The organism is Bradyrhizobium sp. MI1.3, from assembly GCF_055811695.1.
This window is the reverse complement of record NZ_JBVVPQ010000004.1, coordinates 102,480-117,218: the sequence shown is the minus strand read 5'-3', so window position 1 is coordinate 117,218 and position 14,739 is coordinate 102,480. Positions and strand designations below refer to the sequence as shown.

The following is a 14,739-nucleotide window of genomic DNA, read 5'->3' as shown; positions in this document are numbered from 1 at the left end:
CGCAAGTGCGCCTTTGCCCACCCTACGGCAGCTCGCGAGGTAATTACGACGCCGCCCGCGACGCGTCGGCCGAGAGCCGCCCAAGTAGCGACCTTGCCGTATCCGACGGCGACAGCGAATCCACCGAGACCACGGGATCGCTGCGCATTTCGTGCTTGCCGTTCGACGTGTGCCGCATCACGGCAGAGAGGCGGCGGGCGATCATGTGGGCGGTGCGGAAGTCGGTTTCGGCGAACACGACGATGACCGACCCGTCCTTCTGCGCCACGCCAAAATCCATCTGTCGCATCAGGCGGCTGAGAATGCGCGCGGCATCGAGCTGGGCGCGGGAATTGCCGGGATCGAAGGCGAAGCGTGCGACCGAGAGGCCGCCGCCGCGGGCCAGCGTCTGCTCGACCGCCTTGGCAAAATCGCGGGCAAAGGCCTCCACCGTGAGCAGACCGCTGCGCGGGTCGAGCCAGCCGCCGGCATCCATCGAGCGCAGCGTGCGGCTCAGCTGGGCTTCCATCGCGTGCTGGCGGATCAGGGGCAGCGCGTTGGCGGCGACCTTCGCCGGCTCGCCCGGGATCAGCTCGAGATTGGGCAAGTCATAAGCCTGCGTCAATTGATGCGCGGTGACGACCACGGGCAGGCTGCGGAAGCGGGTGTCCTCGGCGAGCACCGTGAGGAAGGCATCGGTCACGCGGGCGGTAAAACCTTCGGCGAGCACGACGCCGTCGAGGTCGCGGGTGTTGAGATGCTTGGCCGCGGCCTCGATCGAGAGCGCGCCGACGACGCCAATACGCTCGCCTAGCGCAACGGAAAGCGCGGGGTAAGCCGCGCCGCGACCGATCAGAAGCACCGTAGCATCGCGAACGGGATCAGCGTCCGGCAGCGCGACTTTCACCTCGGGCAGCCGGCGCAGCACCGTGGCATGAAGCGTGCGAATCCGTAGCGCGGCGCGAAGCCGTGCGATCAGGCGTTCGGAATGGCCGGCGCGCGAGGAGGAGAAGGGCAGGGCGTTGTGCGGGAGCGCGCCCGCCGCATCCAACGCCACGAAGGGAAGGTAAGGCGATTGCTCGGCGATCTTCCTGGCGAGCAGCGCCAGATGCGGCTCGTGCCCGGCATCCATCACGGCGAGAACCACGGCCGGCTGCACCTCTTCGACCGCGCGCGTCGCGCCGGCCCAGCCGGTGTCGATCACGGGGAAGAATCGCGCCTCGTCCAGCGCCGCGATGAAGGCCGGCCGCTCGCCATTGGACACAAACAGGATCGGGCCGGCCTGGGACATCGAGAGACTCTGATCACGCGACAGGTGCCGCGCAATCTAGTCCGGCCGCCTTAATGCAGCGTCAATGGAACGGTCGAAATGACCCTCAACCCGGTCCGGAACGGTCGCGAAAAGCTTCGACCATCAGGGGGTTAAGCCCGAGTTCACTGAGCGCCTCGCGGGCGCGGGCATTGTCCTGGGCTCGGCCCGCGAGCCGGTGACCGGAGAGCCGGTCGGGCAGCGCGGTCAGCAGGGCGCCCTGGCCGAGCCGGCGCGCCCATTCCTGGAGGTCGTTGGAGAGGAATCGGTACCCGCCGACGGCCATGATCCCTGAGGGCGGCGCGGTGATGCAGATCGCGCCGCTGGGGCGGTCGAGCCGCGCGGCATAGCCGGTGTCGACATAGTCGCGTGGCGGCTGCGCGATCAGGCTGTCGCCAACCGGCTGCGGCGGGGCGTAGGCCGCGATCGGCACCATCGGGCCGCGCAGGCCGAGCGTGCCCTTCGGCGTCAGCAGAATCTCGCCGGCGATCGACGAACCCGACTGCTCGCGCGGCGCGCCGTGCGGTCCCGGCATCACCGGTACCGGCATGCCGTCCTCGCCACGCCGGGCGCCGAACAATCCGGCCTCGCCGAACAGATAGACGTCCGTGAACGGCGCGTGCGGCGCGATCCATGCCTCGCTCGCCGCCACCTGCTCGGGCGCGCGCCACAGGCCGATGACGTTGCGCAAGGTCGGCATCCGCGCCGCCAGATCGGAATCGCCGAGCCGCTGGGCGAACTGTGCCGGTGCGATCAGCACGTCGCATTCGTGCGCGTTGATCTGCTGCTCCAGCACGTCGTTCTCGAACGGATGATGCAGCGCCAGCGTGCCGCCGCACAGCAGCCACACCGCGAGCGAGGAGGCGAGCCCTGCGAACGACATCGGCGTGAACGCCGCCATCACCGTCGCGCCTTGCCTGATGTCGGCTTCCAGCGACATCGCGAGCCCACCGGCGATCAGGCTGAAATGCGGCCGCGGCACCGGACGAAAGCCTTCCGCGGTGACGTCGAAGGAGATCATCGCCGCCTTGCGGCCATCCTGAATCACGGCGCGCGAGGTGCCGGGCGGACGGGCCTGCACGTCGTCGAGCGAGGCCATGCCTTCGGGCAGGTTGGTGCCGAAGCCGCAGACATGGCGGATCGAGAAGGCTTCCGCGGCCGCGTGCATGGCGAGATCGGCATAGCTGACGCCGTCGACCGTGCTCATGGTGACGATGGCGCGCGCCGCGGTACGATTGAGAGCGGCGGTCAGTTCGGCATGGCGCCAGAGCAGCGGCAGCGCCGCGACGACGAGGCCGGCGCGATGGGCGGCGAGCACGGTGAGCACGAACTCGACCGTATTCGGCAGCTGGATCGCGATGACGGAATTGGCCGGCAGGCCTGATTCGACGAAATAGGCGGACAGCGCCTCGATGGCCGTGTCAGCCTCGGCATAGCTCATCCGCCGCGGCTGGTGCCCGGTCACGCGGAACTTGTTCAGCGGGTCGAGCAGGGCAGTCGCGTGCGGCTGCCGCATCAGCGTGCGCTGAAACAGCGTGTCGAGCGTCGGCGATACGGCTGGCTGGTTCACGGCGTCACTTTGCTTGACGAGCTTGCGGCTGCCCCTTCGACCACCAGGTCTCCGGCAAATAGCCGGACAGCGAGGTGGCCTCTGGCCGTTCTATCCGATTCCAGCGCGCGATCCATTGCTCCGATACGTTAAACAGGGGGATTGTATAGAAACCGGAGATCAAAGCGCGATCGAGCGCCCGCACCGCCGACACGAAATCCGTATGTTCACGGGCTTCGAGCAGTGCGGCGATCATCGCATCGACCGCGGGATCCCGGGCCCCCATGTAGTTGCGGGTGCCGGGATTATCGGCGGCAGCGCTCCCCCAATAGAAATATTGCTCGTTGCCGGGCGACAGCGACTGGTCCCAGCGGTTCTGGATCATGTCGAATTCGTAGGCGAGCCGGCGCTGGTCGAACTGCACGGGATCGACCGATCGCACGCTCGGCTCGATGCCGGCGCGCTTGAGGTCGCGCTGGAACGCAAGCGCGACGCGTTCTTGGTCGCGGGTCGTGACCAGGATCTCGAAGGTGAAGGGCGCCTTGGTCGCGCGGTTGCGCAGCACGGTGCCGTCGAGATCGTAGCCGGCCTCCGACAACAGCTTCAGGGCCGCGCGCAGCGTGGTCCGGTCGCGGCCCGAACCGTCGGTCACCGGCAGGCGGTAGCTGCCGTCCATGATGTCAGGCGGAATCTGCGCGGCGAACGGCTTGAGCAGCTCGCGCTCGCGCGTATCGGAGGGATGGCCATACGCTGACAGGTCCGAGCCGGCAAAATAGCCGGCGACGCGCGAGTAGAGGTTGAAGAAGTAGTTGCGGTTGACCAGCTCGAAATCGAACAGCAGCGTCAAGGCTTGGCGGACGCGGATGTCGGCGAAGATGGGACGCCGCGTGTTGAACACCAGAAATTCGGAAGGTTGCGGCACGCCCGGCTTGAAGGTGTCGCGGATCACGTCGCCATTCTTCGCCGCGGGAAAGTCGTAGCCGTCATGCCAGCGCAGCGGCTCGTGCTCGATGCGGAAATCATAGAGGCCGCGCTTGAAAGCTTCGAACTGGCCGTTGGCCTCGCGAAAATAGTCGAGCCTGATCTCGTCGAAATTGTAGAGCCCGCGATTGATGGGGAGGTCACGGCCCCAATAGTCGGGATTGCGGGTGAGCGTCACGCTGGCACCGGGCCTCACCGCGGTGACGCGATAGGGGCCGGAGCCGACCGGACCCGTCAGCGTCGTCTCCTCGAAAGCCGCGACGTCGACCGCGTGTTTCGGCAGGATCGGCATCAAGCCGAGGATCAGCGGCAGTTCGCGGTCATTGGCCCCCGCAAGGTCGAAGCGGACGGTGAGGGGATCCGGCGCCTCGGCGCTTGCGACCTTGCCGTAATATTGCCGGTGGTTGGGGCGGCCGTGGTCGCGCAGCAGCTGCCAGGAGAACAGCACGTCCTCGGCGCGGACCGGCTTGCCGTCGGAGAAGCGGGCGCGGGGATCGATGTGGAACGTGACAAAGCTCCGCTCGTCATCGGTCTCGACCGATCTGGCGAGCAGGCCGTAGAGCGTGAACGGCTCGTCATTGCCGCGCGCGAGCAGGCTCTCGATCACGTAGTTCCGCATCTGCTGCACGGCCAGTCCCTTGACGATGAAGGGATTGAGGCTGTCGAAGGTGCCAAGAACGCCCCAGGTCAGCCGGCCGCCTTTGGGGGCATCAGGATTGACGTAAGGCATGTGGGTGAAATCGGCAGGCATCGCCGGCTTGCCGTGCATCGCGATGGCGTGGGCCTCCTCTGCCCCCGCGCCGCTTGCCGGGAGCCCCAAGGCGAATGAGACCCCCAAGCCGAAAGCCAGGGTGCAGAGGCGGACGCAAAGACCTTCAGGGCGGCCCTCGAGAAGGCGCTGGAACATGAACATCTGCACACGTTGATTCGAGGACCGCGGGCCTGAATCCTATCACAGGGATTTTCCCGGGGGCGCACGCCGGCGCGCGGCCAAAGACGCTTGTCGGCATTGATCTTTTCGTCGGCCACGTTAAGAAGGCACGCAATCGCGCACGAGCGCCGAGCCGTCACTTATCCGCCTCATTTGACGGGGAGAGAGCCGCGCCCAGGGCGGCCAGGTTCGGTGCGTCGAAGCGGTTCGGGCACTTCCCGTTTAGAAAGGGTTTTCCGCAATGAATTTCCGTTACTTGGCCGCGTCCGTCCGGCCGCGCGGGCGACTTCTCGCCTTGTTGACGGCGACGGCGTTGGCCGTGCCGTTTGCCGCCGAGGCTCAGGCGCCAGCTCCGGGCGCGCCCGCGCCCAAGGCAGCTCCGAAGGCAGCTCCGAAGGCTGCCCCAAAGGCGCCGGCGCCGGCCGCTCAGGCGCCCGCCCAACCGGCACCCGCCCAAGGCGCTCCGGCGCAGCAGGGCGCGGCCCAGCCGGCCGATCAGCAGATCCAGCTGATCTATGCCCCCTGGACCAAGTTCTGCCTCAAGGGCCAGGACGCCAACGCCAAGCAGGTCTGCTTCACCGGCAAGGATGGCCGTATCGAGTCGGGCCAGCCGGTCATCGCGGCCGTCATCATCGAGCCCGAAGGCGAGCCGAAGAAGATCCTGCGCGTGACGCTGCCGCTCGGCATGCAGCTGGTGCACGGCACCCGCATCATCGTGGACAACAATCCGCCGTTGCAGAGCCCGTATGTGATCTGCTTCCAGAACGGCTGCATGTCCGACTACGAAGCCACGCCCGAGTTCATCAACAACATGAAGAAGGGCCAGAACCTCGTTGTTCAGGCGATCAATGCCAACGGCGCGCCGCTGACGCTGCCGCTGCCGCTCGCCGGCGAATTCCAGAAGGCCTATGACGGTCCGCCGACCGATCCGAAGGTGTTTGAGGAAACCCAGAGGAAGCTGCAGGAAGAGCTCCAGAAGAAGGCTGAAGAGCTGCAGAAGAAGCAGCAGCAAGCGCCTGGCGCCGCTCCGGCCGGACAGAAGTAATCAGCGATCAATCCCGCACATGAAAAAGGCGCTCGGTTCGAGCGCCTTTTTTGCTGGCCAGTTGGTGGCGGCGAAACTCAGTTCAGCGATGGATTCCGCGGGCGGTAACCGCCGGTCTTGTCCTTGACGAAGATCTCGGCGACCTGGGAATGCCGGACCGGCTCGCCGGAATCGTCCGGCACGAGATTCTGTTCGGAGACATAGGCGACGTATTCCGACTCCGAGTTCTCCGCGAGCAGGTGATAGAACGGCTGGTCCTTGTGGGGCCGCACCTCCTCGGGGATCGACAGCCACCACTCCTCGGTGTTGTTGAATTCCGGATCGATGTCGAAGATCACGCCCCGGAACGAGAAGATCCGGTGGCGCACGACCTGTCCGATCTGGAATTTGGCGGTCCGCGCTTTAATCATTCCCCGTCGATAGACCAGGATTGTGGCCGATGCTAGTGCCCTGATCTGGAATTAACCCGCGGTTGCGGGGCAGATAACCCCACAATCTTCAGAAAACACTTCATCAATGGTCGATATCCTCAATCTGGCTCTACCTTATTTCGGCTTAATCTTCGTTGGATTCGCCTGTGGCAAGGTCAAGTCGCTTCCGGAATCGGGCCTCGCCTGGATGAACTTCTTCCTGCTCTATGTGTCGCTGCCGGCGCTGCTGTTTGCGATCATGTCGAAGACGCCGTTTTCGGAATTGAACAACCCGCCGTTCCTGGTCGCGACCACGCTGTCGACGGTTGCGGCGTTCACACTCGCGCTGGTGATCGGCAAGGTTCTCGGCCGGCTGACACTGCGCGAGGCGACGCTTGCCGGGCTCTCGGGCGGCTACGGTAATATCGGCTACATGGGACCGGGCCTGGCGCTCGCCGTGCTCGGGCCGAAGGCCTCGGCGCCGACTGCGCTGATCTTCTGCTGCGACAGCATCTTTCTGTTCACGATCGTGCCGCTGCTGATTGAGCTCTCGGACCGCGATCATCCCTCGATCGTGCATGCCTTCGGCGTCGTGCTGAAGCAGATCGTGCTCAACCCGCTGATCATGTCGGCCTGTTTCGGCGCGGCCTTCGCATCGCTGCATATCGAGATGCCGGTCGCGCTCGATCGCACCATCACCTTCCTCCAGAACGCAGCCGCCCCGACCGCGCTGTTCGTGCTCGGCGTCACCGTGGCGCTCCGTCCGTTCGATCGGGTCCCGTGGGAAGTGCCGGGCGTGATCGCGATCAAGCTCCTGATCCACCCGCTCGCAGCTTTCGGCCTGATGCTGGCGTTCGGCCCGTTCGCGCAGCCCTGGGCCGCGACCGCCGTGCTGATGGCCTCGCTGCCGCCGGCGTTGAACGTGTTCGTCATCGCCCGGCAGAACGACGCCTGGATCGAATCCGCCTCCGTCGCAGTGCTCCTTGGGACCTTTGCGTCCGTTGTCACGCTGACCAGCGTGATGTGGGCGATCCAGACCGGGCGGCTGGCGTTTCCTTGAGCGGCGGTTACTTCCGCCAAGTCGGCGTCAGCCCCTCGCGCATGGCGAAGCGGCGCAGCGGGCCGATCGCGCCAAGCAGGTGCATGCCGACCGCGCGGACAGGCTGGAGCGGCAGGAAATCGTTGAGCAGCGAGCGGTTGGCGATGTCGATCGCAAAAGTCCGGCTCAGGATGTCCGGGCGCCGGGCCCGGTCGTAACGCTTGAGCACGTCGGGCGCGCCGGGATCCTGGCCCGATGCGATGGCCTCGCCTGCGAGCCTCGCAATGTCGGCGGCATCGCGAAGGCCGAGATTGAGGCCCTGGGCGCCGATCGGGGGAACCACATGGGCGGCTTCGCCGACCAGCGCGATGCGGTCGCGACCAAAGGATTTTGGACGTTCGATCGCCAGCGGGAACAGATGGCGGCCTGGCTCGACCGTCATGCGTCCGAGGATCGAATGCGACTGCTTCTCGATCGCGGCGGACAATTCCTCGTCGCTCAGGCCGCGAAGTCGCTCTGCGTCCGCAGGCGCCGAGACCCAGACGACGCTAGAGCGATCGCCGGGCAGGGGCACGAACACGCAAGGACCCTGCGGCGTGTGGAACTCGGTCGAGACGTTGCGATGGGGCCGCGCGTGGCCGACATTGAAGGTCAGCGCCGTCTGGGTCAGCTCGCGCCGCGTCACCGCGATGCCGGAGGCTTGGCGGCACAGCGAATGCCGGCCGTCGGCGCCGACCACGAGGCGGGCCGAGAGAAATTGCGCAGCCGCGGTGCGGATCGCGACGTCATCGGCTTCGATGACGACAGTTTCGGCCTCGTCGTCGAAACGGACGACATCGGGCAGTTCGGCCGCGCGCGCCTCCAGCGCCAGCATCAGCGAGCGGTTGTCGATATTGTAACCGAAGGCATCGAGGCCGATTTCGTGGCAGGAGAACCGGACCTCGGGGCTGCGAAACAGCCGGCCGGTGTCGTCGACGAGCCGCATGATTTCAAGCGCGGCCGCCTTGTCCTTGCAGCGCGGCCAGACGTCGAGGCTCTCCAGCAGATCGACGGAGGCACCGAGTAGCGCCGTGGTGCGATTGTCGGCATAGGGCACGCGACGCGCCACCAGTGCGGTCCGTGCGCCTGCCTGCGCCAATGCGATGGCCGCGCCAAGTCCCGCCGGTCCGCCGCCGATTACGGCCGCGTCAAAGAGTGTCGATGCATCTGTCATGGAACGACATTTGACACGCCCCGCGGCAAATTCAAGCCCACTGATATTTCCCTGATTTTATGACGAATTGTGCGACCGGGCGCCGCAATGGCTTATGTGCAAACCGGTGTCATTCTGATAGCAGAAGCCATGGACAGCCAAGAGGATTCCCTGAAGCCCAGGCCCGCGATCCGCGCCGCCGCCTTCTCGGTGCACATCTTCACCGCGTTCGGTGCGGCGATCGCGCTGCTGGCGATGCTTGAGGCCGTGCGCGAGCACTGGGCGGCGATGTTTCAATGGCTGGGCGTCGCCCTCATCATCGACGCGATCGACGGGCCGATCGCGCGGCGGCTCAACGTCAAGGACGTGCAGCCGAACTGGTCGGGCGACGTGCTCGATCTCGTGGTCGATTTCGTCACCTACGTCTTCGTGCCGGCCTATGCGATCGTGGCCAGCGGCTTGCTGCTGCCGGTCGCAGCACCCTTGCTCGGCGTCGCCATCATCGTCACCAGCGCATTATATTTCGCCGATCTGCGCATGAAGGCGGAGGACAATCATTTCCGCGGTTTTCCGGCGCTGTGGAATGCGGCGGCGTTCTATCTGTTCCTGCTGCACTGGTCGCCGCTGCTCTCGACGCTGCTGGTCGCGGCCCTGGTGGTGCTGACCTTCGTGCCGTTCCACGTGCTGCATCCCGTGCGCGTCGTGCGGCTGCGTTGGCTGACGATGTCGCTGATCGCGATCTGGGCTCTGCTCTCCTTCTACACGCTGCAGATGGACTTTCGCGTCGGCACCGGCGTGACTGTCGCGCTCTGCGCGATCGCGCTCTGGATCAGCTTTAGCGACGCATTGATACGGCTGACAAGATCCTTCGCATGATGCACCTGTCGACCAGCCCCGAAGCCTGGGCCGCGCTCCTCACCCTGACCGCGCTCGAGATCGTACTCGGCATCGACAACGTCATCTTCCTGTCGGTGATCGTCTCGCGCATTCCCGAGAAGCAGGCGCACCGCGCCCGCCAGATCGGGCTGGCGCTGGCGCTGATCTTCCGCATCATCCTGCTCAGCCTCCTGGTCTGGCTGATCGGCCTGACCGCGCCGGTGTTTTCGTTTTCGGGTTACGGCTTCTCCTGGCGCGACCTGATCCTGATCGGCGGCGGCCTGTTCCTGATCGCGAAGGCGACGCACGAAATTCACGGCGAGGTCGAAGCCGATGACGGCGAGGGCGAGGAGAAGTCCCCTCGTAACGCTTTCTTCTGGGTGATCGTGCAGATCGTCATCATTGACATGGTGTTCTCGCTGGACTCGATCATCACCGCGATCGGCATGGCGCAGGACCTCGAGATCATGATCGCGGCCGTCGTGATAGCCTGTCTCATCATGTACATTTCGTCCGGGCCGGTGTCGCGATTCGTCGCGGAGCACCCGACCACGAAAATGCTGGCGCTGGCCTTCCTGGTGCTGATCGGCGTCGCGCTGGTTGCGGACGGATTCCAATTCCACATCCCGCGCGGCTACATCTATTTCGCGATTGCGTTCTCGGCGGCGGTCGAGTTCTTCAACGTGCTGGCAAAACGCAACCGCAGGAAAACCGGCAAGCCGTCGGTCTAGACGTTCAGCCGGGTCGAGTTGACAAGGCGGGCGCGATGTCTTTCGCTGGTCCGCCAGAAGAGGAGGTCAGGTGATGACCAAAGCCGTCCGTGTGCACAAGGTCGGAGGCCCCGAAGCCCTGGTCTATGAGAGCGTCGATGTTCCGGCGCCCGGGCCCGGCGAGGTGCGCATCCGCCAGCATGCTGTCGGCCTGAACTTCATCGACGTCTATTACCGCACCGGCCTCTACAAGGCGCCGGGGCTGCCCTTCATCGCCGGCAACGAGGCCTCGGGCGAGGTTCTCGCAGTCGGGCCGGGCGTGACGAATTTCCATCCGGGCGACCGCGTCGCCTACTACCACAATCTCGGCGCCTATACCGGGGAGCGCAACATCCCCTGGGAGCGGCTGGTCAAGCTGCCCGACCACATCACCCACGAGCAGGGCGCCGTGCTGATGCTGAAGGGGTTGACGGTCTGGTATCTCCTGCACAAGACCTTCAAGGTCGAGCCGCATCATCGCGTGCTGATCCATGCCGCGGCGGGCGGCATCGGCCTGCTCGCCTGCCAATGGGCGAGGGCAATGGGCGCCCACGTTATCGGTACCGTCGGCTCGCGCGAGAAGGCTGCGCTTGCCGAGGCCAATGGCTGCGACCATGTCATCCTCTACAACGAGGAAGACTTCGTCGCGCGCGTCAAACAGATCAGCCGCAACGAGGGCTGCGACGTGGTTTATGACGGTGTCGGCAAGGCGACGTTCCCGGGCTCGCTGTCCTGCCTGAAGCCGCGCGGGATGTTCGTCTCCTTCGGCAATGCCTCAGGCCCGGTGCCGCCATTCTCGATCGCCGAGCTCAACACTCACGGCTCGCTGTTTGCGACCCGGCCCAAGCTCAACGACTATATCGGCACGCGCAAGGAATTGCTGGAAGGCGCCGACACGCTGTTCGCCGCTGTCATCAACGGCAAGCTGCACGTGCCGATCAACCATGCCTACGCGCTCAAGGACGCCGCCAAGGCGCATATCGATCTCGAAAGCCGCAAGACCACCGGCGCGTCGATCTTGAAGCCGTAGCTCGCCGTCATTGCGAGCGAAGCGAAGCAATCCAGAATCTTTCCATTGAGGCAGTCTGGATTGCTTCGTCGCTTCGCTCCTCGCAACGACGAACGCGTCACGCCACGCGCCGTGCCGCGCCTGCCCTGGTCAAAATCCCGTCCAGACAATCGATCATCTCGGCGATCTCGGCCCGCGTGACGTTCAGCGCCGGCATGAAGCGCAACGTGTCGACCTGCGGCGCGTTCAGCAGCACGCCGGCCTCGAACGCCTGCGCGACGATGCCGGGCGCGATCGGCAGCTTGAGGTCGAGCGCGAGCAGGAGGCCGCGGCCACGCACTTCGCCGAGCCCATGCCGCGCCGAGACCTTCTGCAATTCGCTTTCGAGCAGCAGCCCGGTTTCGGTCGCCGTCTTCAGGAACTCCGGCTTGTTGACCTCGTCGAGCACCGCGAGCCCCACCGCGCACATGATCGGGTTGCCGTTGAACGTGCCACCCTGGTCGCCGTGCTCGAAGCAGGCGGCGCGGTCGGTCGCGAGCAGCGCCGCGAGCGGCACGCCGCCGCCGATGCCCTTGCCGAGCGTCATGATATCAGGCGCGATGCCGGTGTGCTCGTAGTGGAAGAGCTTGCCGGTCCGGCCCATGCCGGTCTGGATTTCGTCGAAGATCAGGAGGAGGCCGTGTGCGTCGGTGAGCGCGCGCAACTCCTGCAAGAACTGATCGGTCGCCGGCCACACGCCTGATTCACCCTGGATAGGCTCGAGCATCACAGCGACGGTGTTGTCGTCGATCAGCTTTTCGACCGACGCGATGTCGTTGAGCTTCGCCTTCTTGAAGCCGGCGACCTTCGGCTCGAACAGCGGCTCAAAGGCCTTCTTGCCCGAGGCCGACATCGTCGCCAGCGTGCGGCCGTGAAAGCTGCCTTCGAAGCTGATGATCTCGAATGCGCCACCTCTGTGGATGCCGCCATATTTGCGCGCGAGCTTGATCGCGCCCTCGTTGGCTTCCGCGCCGGAATTGGCGAAGAACACCTGGTCGAACGCGCTGTTTGCGACCAGTGCCTGCGCGAGCTTCAGGCTGGGCTCGTTGTAGAAGGCCGGGCTCGGCGTCAGCAGCCGCTTGGCCTGCGCGGCAAGCGCGTCGGCGATCGCGGGCGGGGAGTGGCCGAGGCAGTTGACGGCCCAGCCCTGCACGAAATCGAGATAGCGCTTGCGGTTGTCGTCCCAGAGGTAGGAGCCGGCGCCACGGACGAACACGGCCTTGGGCCGAGCGGTGATGTCCATCAACGCGTCATACGGATGGGTGGCGTTGGTCATGTCGAACTCCTCTGGAGGCGGGGGAAAAGGGCGCGCGAACAGCAAAAAGGCCGCACCTTGCGGGTGCGGCCTTCTCGAAAACTTACGCTGAATTCAGTGCTTCAGCGGCGTCGTCGGACATGGCGCACCCTCTCATCGTCGCGGGAGCGACGGCGGAGCATTTCGGTGCGCTGATGGGTCCGAGCGTTGATCATGGTGCGCGGCAATACATGCGAAAGGTGGGGCTTGTCAAGCGGGCGCTTTACAAACCACACGCGCAGCGTGCATGGGGCAGGTGAGAGATGCGCGCCTGGAAACCATTGTGTCTCTAGCGCGTTTGTGATCACAGGACGCGAATTGGCTCGAACCGAACGCATGACGGTTCGGACCAAGAGGGGCGGGACCAACCAGATAGTTTTAAACCTTGTCCGACACGCCTTATCCGATCGACCTCGACAGCATTCGCGGCGCGTTTCCGCCGGGCATCGAGGCGCCGTCGCTGTTGCTGGACTTCGCCGGCTGGTTGGAGGGGCGCCCCTGGGGCAGCGTCGGCTGCTTCTCCTTGCAAGGCCAATTCTCCGATCACGCTCCGATTGTCGACGGCAGTCCCTTGCGCGACAGGTTTTCGCTGTTCATGCGGTTGCCGGATGGCTCGGCTGTTGGCGGCTGGTATGGCGCGGGTCTCGACCGTGACAATCCGCCGATCGTGGGGCTTGGGTCCGAGGGCGATTACGAGCTGCTGGCACCGAGCCTCGATGGCCTGCTCGCAAAACTGACGTCGCAACAATTCGACAAGGCCTGGAGCGATCTGAAGCCGCACGACGAAGTCGAATGCCAGACGGTCGAACTTGCGCAATGGCTCATCGGACGGCTGAGCGGGGAGATGGCGGCGCCCGATGACGATCCGTCGGAGCTGCCCGACTTTCGCGGTTTCATGGAAAAATGGAGCCGGGATCGCGAAGACTACTGGGCCAATCATCGCTTGATGGCCGAACTCGGCTGGCGCCTCGCCGCGCATCTACCGAAGGGCAAGAAGCCCTGGGATAGGACGAGCTTCGAGATCGCGATCGTCGGCAGGCAATACCAGGCGCGTGTGCTGACGGGCGGGCCGCAGCCGTTCGAGGAAGCCGCCGCGATCGAATCCCTGCTGCGCGATCTGCGCGAGGAGATGCGCCGCGCGCAGCCTGAGCTCGGGCTGTGGTACGCGATGAACTTCGGGCTTTATGCCGACGGCCGCGTCATGCCCAACTTCGAATACGATGTGCGCCCGAGCATCGACGGCGAGCCTGCGAAGCTGTCCGAGGCACAAGCCGATCTTGCCCGCGCGCCGCGGCCGGAGCGCTGGGTGCCGAAATGGCTGGCGGGATCTTGAAGCCCGGATTGCCGCGACGCTGCCGCCCCGCCGGCGCGCCGAAATCTTTGCACCTTCGATCCCCCTTGACTTAGAGCGCGCTCGAAGGGGTATCTGTACATGCGTCAGTACGAGAACGGGCACACATGAAGATCGGCGACCTCGCAAAACGAACCGGCCTGTCGACGCACACGCTGCGCTACTACGAGCGCATCGGGCTGCTGCCATACGCCGACCGGGATCGCTCCGGCCAGCGTGACTTTGACGCATCGATCCTCACATGGATCGCATTCCTTGGTCGGCTCAAGACCACGGGAATGCCGATCCGGGACATGTTGCGTTACGCGGCGCTTCGTGACGAAGGCGACGCTACCGGCTCAAGCCGGCGGCAGATGCTGGAAGTCCACCGCGAACAGGTGCGCACGCAGATTGCCGAACTCCAGGAATGCCTGCTCGTCCTTGATACCAAGATCGCCGGCTATGCCAGCGACGAACAGAGGACGAAGGAAAATGACGCACGCCCAAACGCAAGACGAAAGCCGCTTCGATCGCGGACAGCGGGCCCTGTTACGCATTGACGGCAGAGCTGGTGAAGCGGTCGTCGCCTCGCTCGCCGACATTGCTCCGGATTTCGCACGATACGTGATCGAGTTTCCGTTCGGCGACATTTACTGCCGCCCGGGCCTCGGCCTGCGCGATCGCGAGATCGCGACGATCGCCGCGCTGACGGCCCTCGGAAATGCCGCGCCTCAGCTCAAGGTGCATATCGAGGCGGGTCTGAACGTCGGGCTGTCTCGCGACGAGATCGTGGAGGTCATCATGCAGATGGCCGTCTATGCGGGCTTCCCGGCGGCGCTGAACGGGCTGTTCGCAGCCAAGGAAGTGTTCGCCGCACGTGACGAACAGCAGGCGTCGGGAGAAGCGAACGGCGGGCGTGATGTTGCCGTAGCTTAGCGACGGCTCGCGACCTCTCCCGCTTGCGGGAGAGGGAGCGGAGAGTTCGTCGCTGCACTGACCGCGACAGC

Annotated in this window: 14 protein-coding genes; 8 read left to right on the top strand and 6 right to left on the bottom strand. The window is 65.2% G+C overall.

Annotated elements, in window-relative coordinates; all coding sequences use genetic code 11:
• Positions 1-43 precede the first annotated feature (43 nt).
• The 3 genes from AC0L3A_RS03930 to AC0L3A_RS03920 form a co-directional block, all read right to left on the bottom strand.
• Positions 44-1,270 (bottom strand): GGDEF domain-containing protein, encoded by a 1,227-nt coding sequence (locus AC0L3A_RS03930; protein ID WP_473253635.1) that lies wholly within the window; start codon positions 1,268-1,270, stop codon positions 44-46.
• Between the two features lie 85 nt (positions 1,271-1,355).
• Positions 1,356-2,858 (bottom strand): AMP-binding protein, encoded by a 1,503-nt coding sequence (locus tag AC0L3A_RS03925; RefSeq protein WP_473253634.1) that lies wholly within the window; start codon positions 2,856-2,858, stop codon positions 1,356-1,358.
• 4 nt (positions 2,859-2,862) lie between these two features.
• Positions 2,863-4,731 (bottom strand): extracellular solute-binding protein, encoded by a 1,869-nt coding sequence (locus AC0L3A_RS03920; RefSeq protein WP_473253682.1) that lies wholly within the window; start codon positions 4,729-4,731, stop codon positions 2,863-2,865.
• Between the two features lie 259 nt (positions 4,732-4,990).
• Between AC0L3A_RS03920 and AC0L3A_RS03915 the strand changes: the two genes are divergently transcribed.
• Complete coding sequence (locus tag AC0L3A_RS03915; RefSeq protein WP_219684367.1) at positions 4,991-5,794, top strand: invasion associated locus B family protein; 804 nt, start codon at positions 4,991-4,993, stop codon at positions 5,792-5,794.
• A 77-nt stretch (positions 5,795-5,871) separates the two neighbouring features.
• On the opposite strand, the gene hspQ is transcribed toward AC0L3A_RS03915, so the two are convergent.
• Positions 5,872-6,204 (bottom strand): heat shock protein HspQ, encoded by a 333-nt coding sequence (gene hspQ / locus AC0L3A_RS03910; protein ID WP_007590865.1) that lies wholly within the window; start codon positions 6,202-6,204, stop codon positions 5,872-5,874.
• A 106-nt stretch (positions 6,205-6,310) separates the two neighbouring features.
• Here hspQ and AC0L3A_RS03905 point away from each other — a divergent pair, with 106 nt between their 5' ends.
• Positions 6,311-7,264: an AEC family transporter gene (locus AC0L3A_RS03905; RefSeq protein WP_354160822.1), complete on the top strand. Its 954-nt coding sequence runs from the start codon at positions 6,311-6,313 to the stop codon at positions 7,262-7,264.
• Between the two features lie 7 nt (positions 7,265-7,271).
• Here AC0L3A_RS03905 and AC0L3A_RS03900 read toward each other — a convergent pair whose 3' ends face one another.
• A complete protein-coding gene (locus AC0L3A_RS03900; RefSeq protein WP_007590881.1) occupies positions 7,272-8,456 on the bottom strand; it encodes a UbiH/UbiF family hydroxylase in 1,185 nt (394 codons plus the stop codon).
• A gap of 87 nt (positions 8,457-8,543) precedes the next feature.
• Between AC0L3A_RS03900 and pcsA the strand changes: the two genes are divergently transcribed.
• From pcsA to AC0L3A_RS03885, 3 genes are all read left to right on the top strand, one after another.
• On the top strand, positions 8,544-9,311 hold the full coding sequence (gene pcsA, locus AC0L3A_RS03895; protein WP_007590883.1) for a phosphatidylcholine synthase: 768 nt from the start codon (positions 8,544-8,546) through the stop codon (positions 9,309-9,311).
• A complete protein-coding gene (locus AC0L3A_RS03890) occupies positions 9,308-10,042 on the top strand; it encodes a TerC family protein (protein WP_473253633.1) in 735 nt (244 codons plus the stop codon). Before pcsA ends, AC0L3A_RS03890 begins: the two co-directional genes overlap by 4 nt.
• A gap of 73 nt (positions 10,043-10,115) precedes the next feature.
• A complete protein-coding gene (locus tag AC0L3A_RS03885) occupies positions 10,116-11,090 on the top strand; it encodes a quinone oxidoreductase family protein (protein WP_007590887.1) in 975 nt (324 codons plus the stop codon).
• 97 nt (positions 11,091-11,187) lie between these two features.
• Here the strand turns inward: AC0L3A_RS03885 and AC0L3A_RS03880 are convergent, their stop codons facing one another.
• Positions 11,188-12,384, bottom strand: coding sequence for an acetylornithine transaminase (locus tag AC0L3A_RS03880; RefSeq protein WP_473253632.1), 1,197 nt, complete (start codon positions 12,382-12,384; stop codon positions 11,188-11,190).
• 403 nt (positions 12,385-12,787) lie between these two features.
• Between AC0L3A_RS03880 and AC0L3A_RS03875 the strand changes: the two genes are divergently transcribed.
• The 3 genes from AC0L3A_RS03875 (at position 12,788) to AC0L3A_RS03865 (ending at position 14,668) form a co-directional block, all read left to right on the top strand.
• Entirely contained in the window at positions 12,788-13,735 is a 948-nt protein-coding gene (locus AC0L3A_RS03875) for a hypothetical protein (protein WP_473253631.1), read from the top strand.
• Positions 13,736-13,860: 125 nt separating this feature from the next.
• On the top strand, positions 13,861-14,292 hold the full coding sequence (locus AC0L3A_RS03870; protein ID WP_007590893.1) for a MerR family transcriptional regulator: 432 nt from the start codon (positions 13,861-13,863) through the stop codon (positions 14,290-14,292).
• Complete coding sequence (locus tag AC0L3A_RS03865; RefSeq protein ID WP_473253630.1) at positions 14,225-14,668, top strand: carboxymuconolactone decarboxylase family protein; 444 nt, start codon at positions 14,225-14,227, stop codon at positions 14,666-14,668. The genes AC0L3A_RS03870 and AC0L3A_RS03865 overlap by 68 nt, the downstream gene beginning before the upstream one ends.
• Positions 14,669-14,739: the final 71 nt, after the last annotated feature.

What these genes read in the sequence shown, in the direction of transcription:
- AC0L3A_RS03930 (WP_473253635.1), bottom strand. Translation starts at nt 1,270, where the DNA reads ATGTCCCAGGCCGGCCCGATCCTGTTTGTGTCCAATGGCGAGCGGCCG.
- AC0L3A_RS03920 (WP_473253682.1), bottom strand. Translation starts at nt 4,731, where the DNA reads ATGTTCATGTTCCAGCGCCTTCTCGAGGGCCGCCCTGAAGGTCTTTGC.
- AC0L3A_RS03915 (WP_219684367.1), top strand. Translation starts at nt 4,991, where the DNA reads ATGAATTTCCGTTACTTGGCCGCGTCCGTCCGGCCGCGCGGGCGACTT.
- hspQ (WP_007590865.1), bottom strand. Translation starts at nt 6,204, where the DNA reads ATGATTAAAGCGCGGACCGCCAAATTCCAGATCGGACAGGTCGTGCGC.
- AC0L3A_RS03905 (WP_354160822.1), top strand. Translation starts at nt 6,311, where the DNA reads ATGGTCGATATCCTCAATCTGGCTCTACCTTATTTCGGCTTAATCTTC.
- AC0L3A_RS03900 (WP_007590881.1), bottom strand. Translation starts at nt 8,456, where the DNA reads ATGACAGATGCATCGACACTCTTTGACGCGGCCGTAATCGGCGGCGGA.
- pcsA (WP_007590883.1), top strand. Translation starts at nt 8,544, where the DNA reads ATGGCTTATGTGCAAACCGGTGTCATTCTGATAGCAGAAGCCATGGAC.
- AC0L3A_RS03890 (WP_473253633.1), top strand. Translation starts at nt 9,308, where the DNA reads ATGATGCACCTGTCGACCAGCCCCGAAGCCTGGGCCGCGCTCCTCACC.
- AC0L3A_RS03885 (WP_007590887.1), top strand. Translation starts at nt 10,116, where the DNA reads ATGACCAAAGCCGTCCGTGTGCACAAGGTCGGAGGCCCCGAAGCCCTG.
- AC0L3A_RS03880 (WP_473253632.1), bottom strand. Translation starts at nt 12,384, where the DNA reads ATGACCAACGCCACCCATCCGTATGACGCGTTGATGGACATCACCGCT.
- AC0L3A_RS03870 (WP_007590893.1), top strand. Translation starts at nt 13,861, where the DNA reads ATGAAGATCGGCGACCTCGCAAAACGAACCGGCCTGTCGACGCACACG.
- AC0L3A_RS03865 (WP_473253630.1), top strand. Translation starts at nt 14,225, where the DNA reads ATGACGCACGCCCAAACGCAAGACGAAAGCCGCTTCGATCGCGGACAG.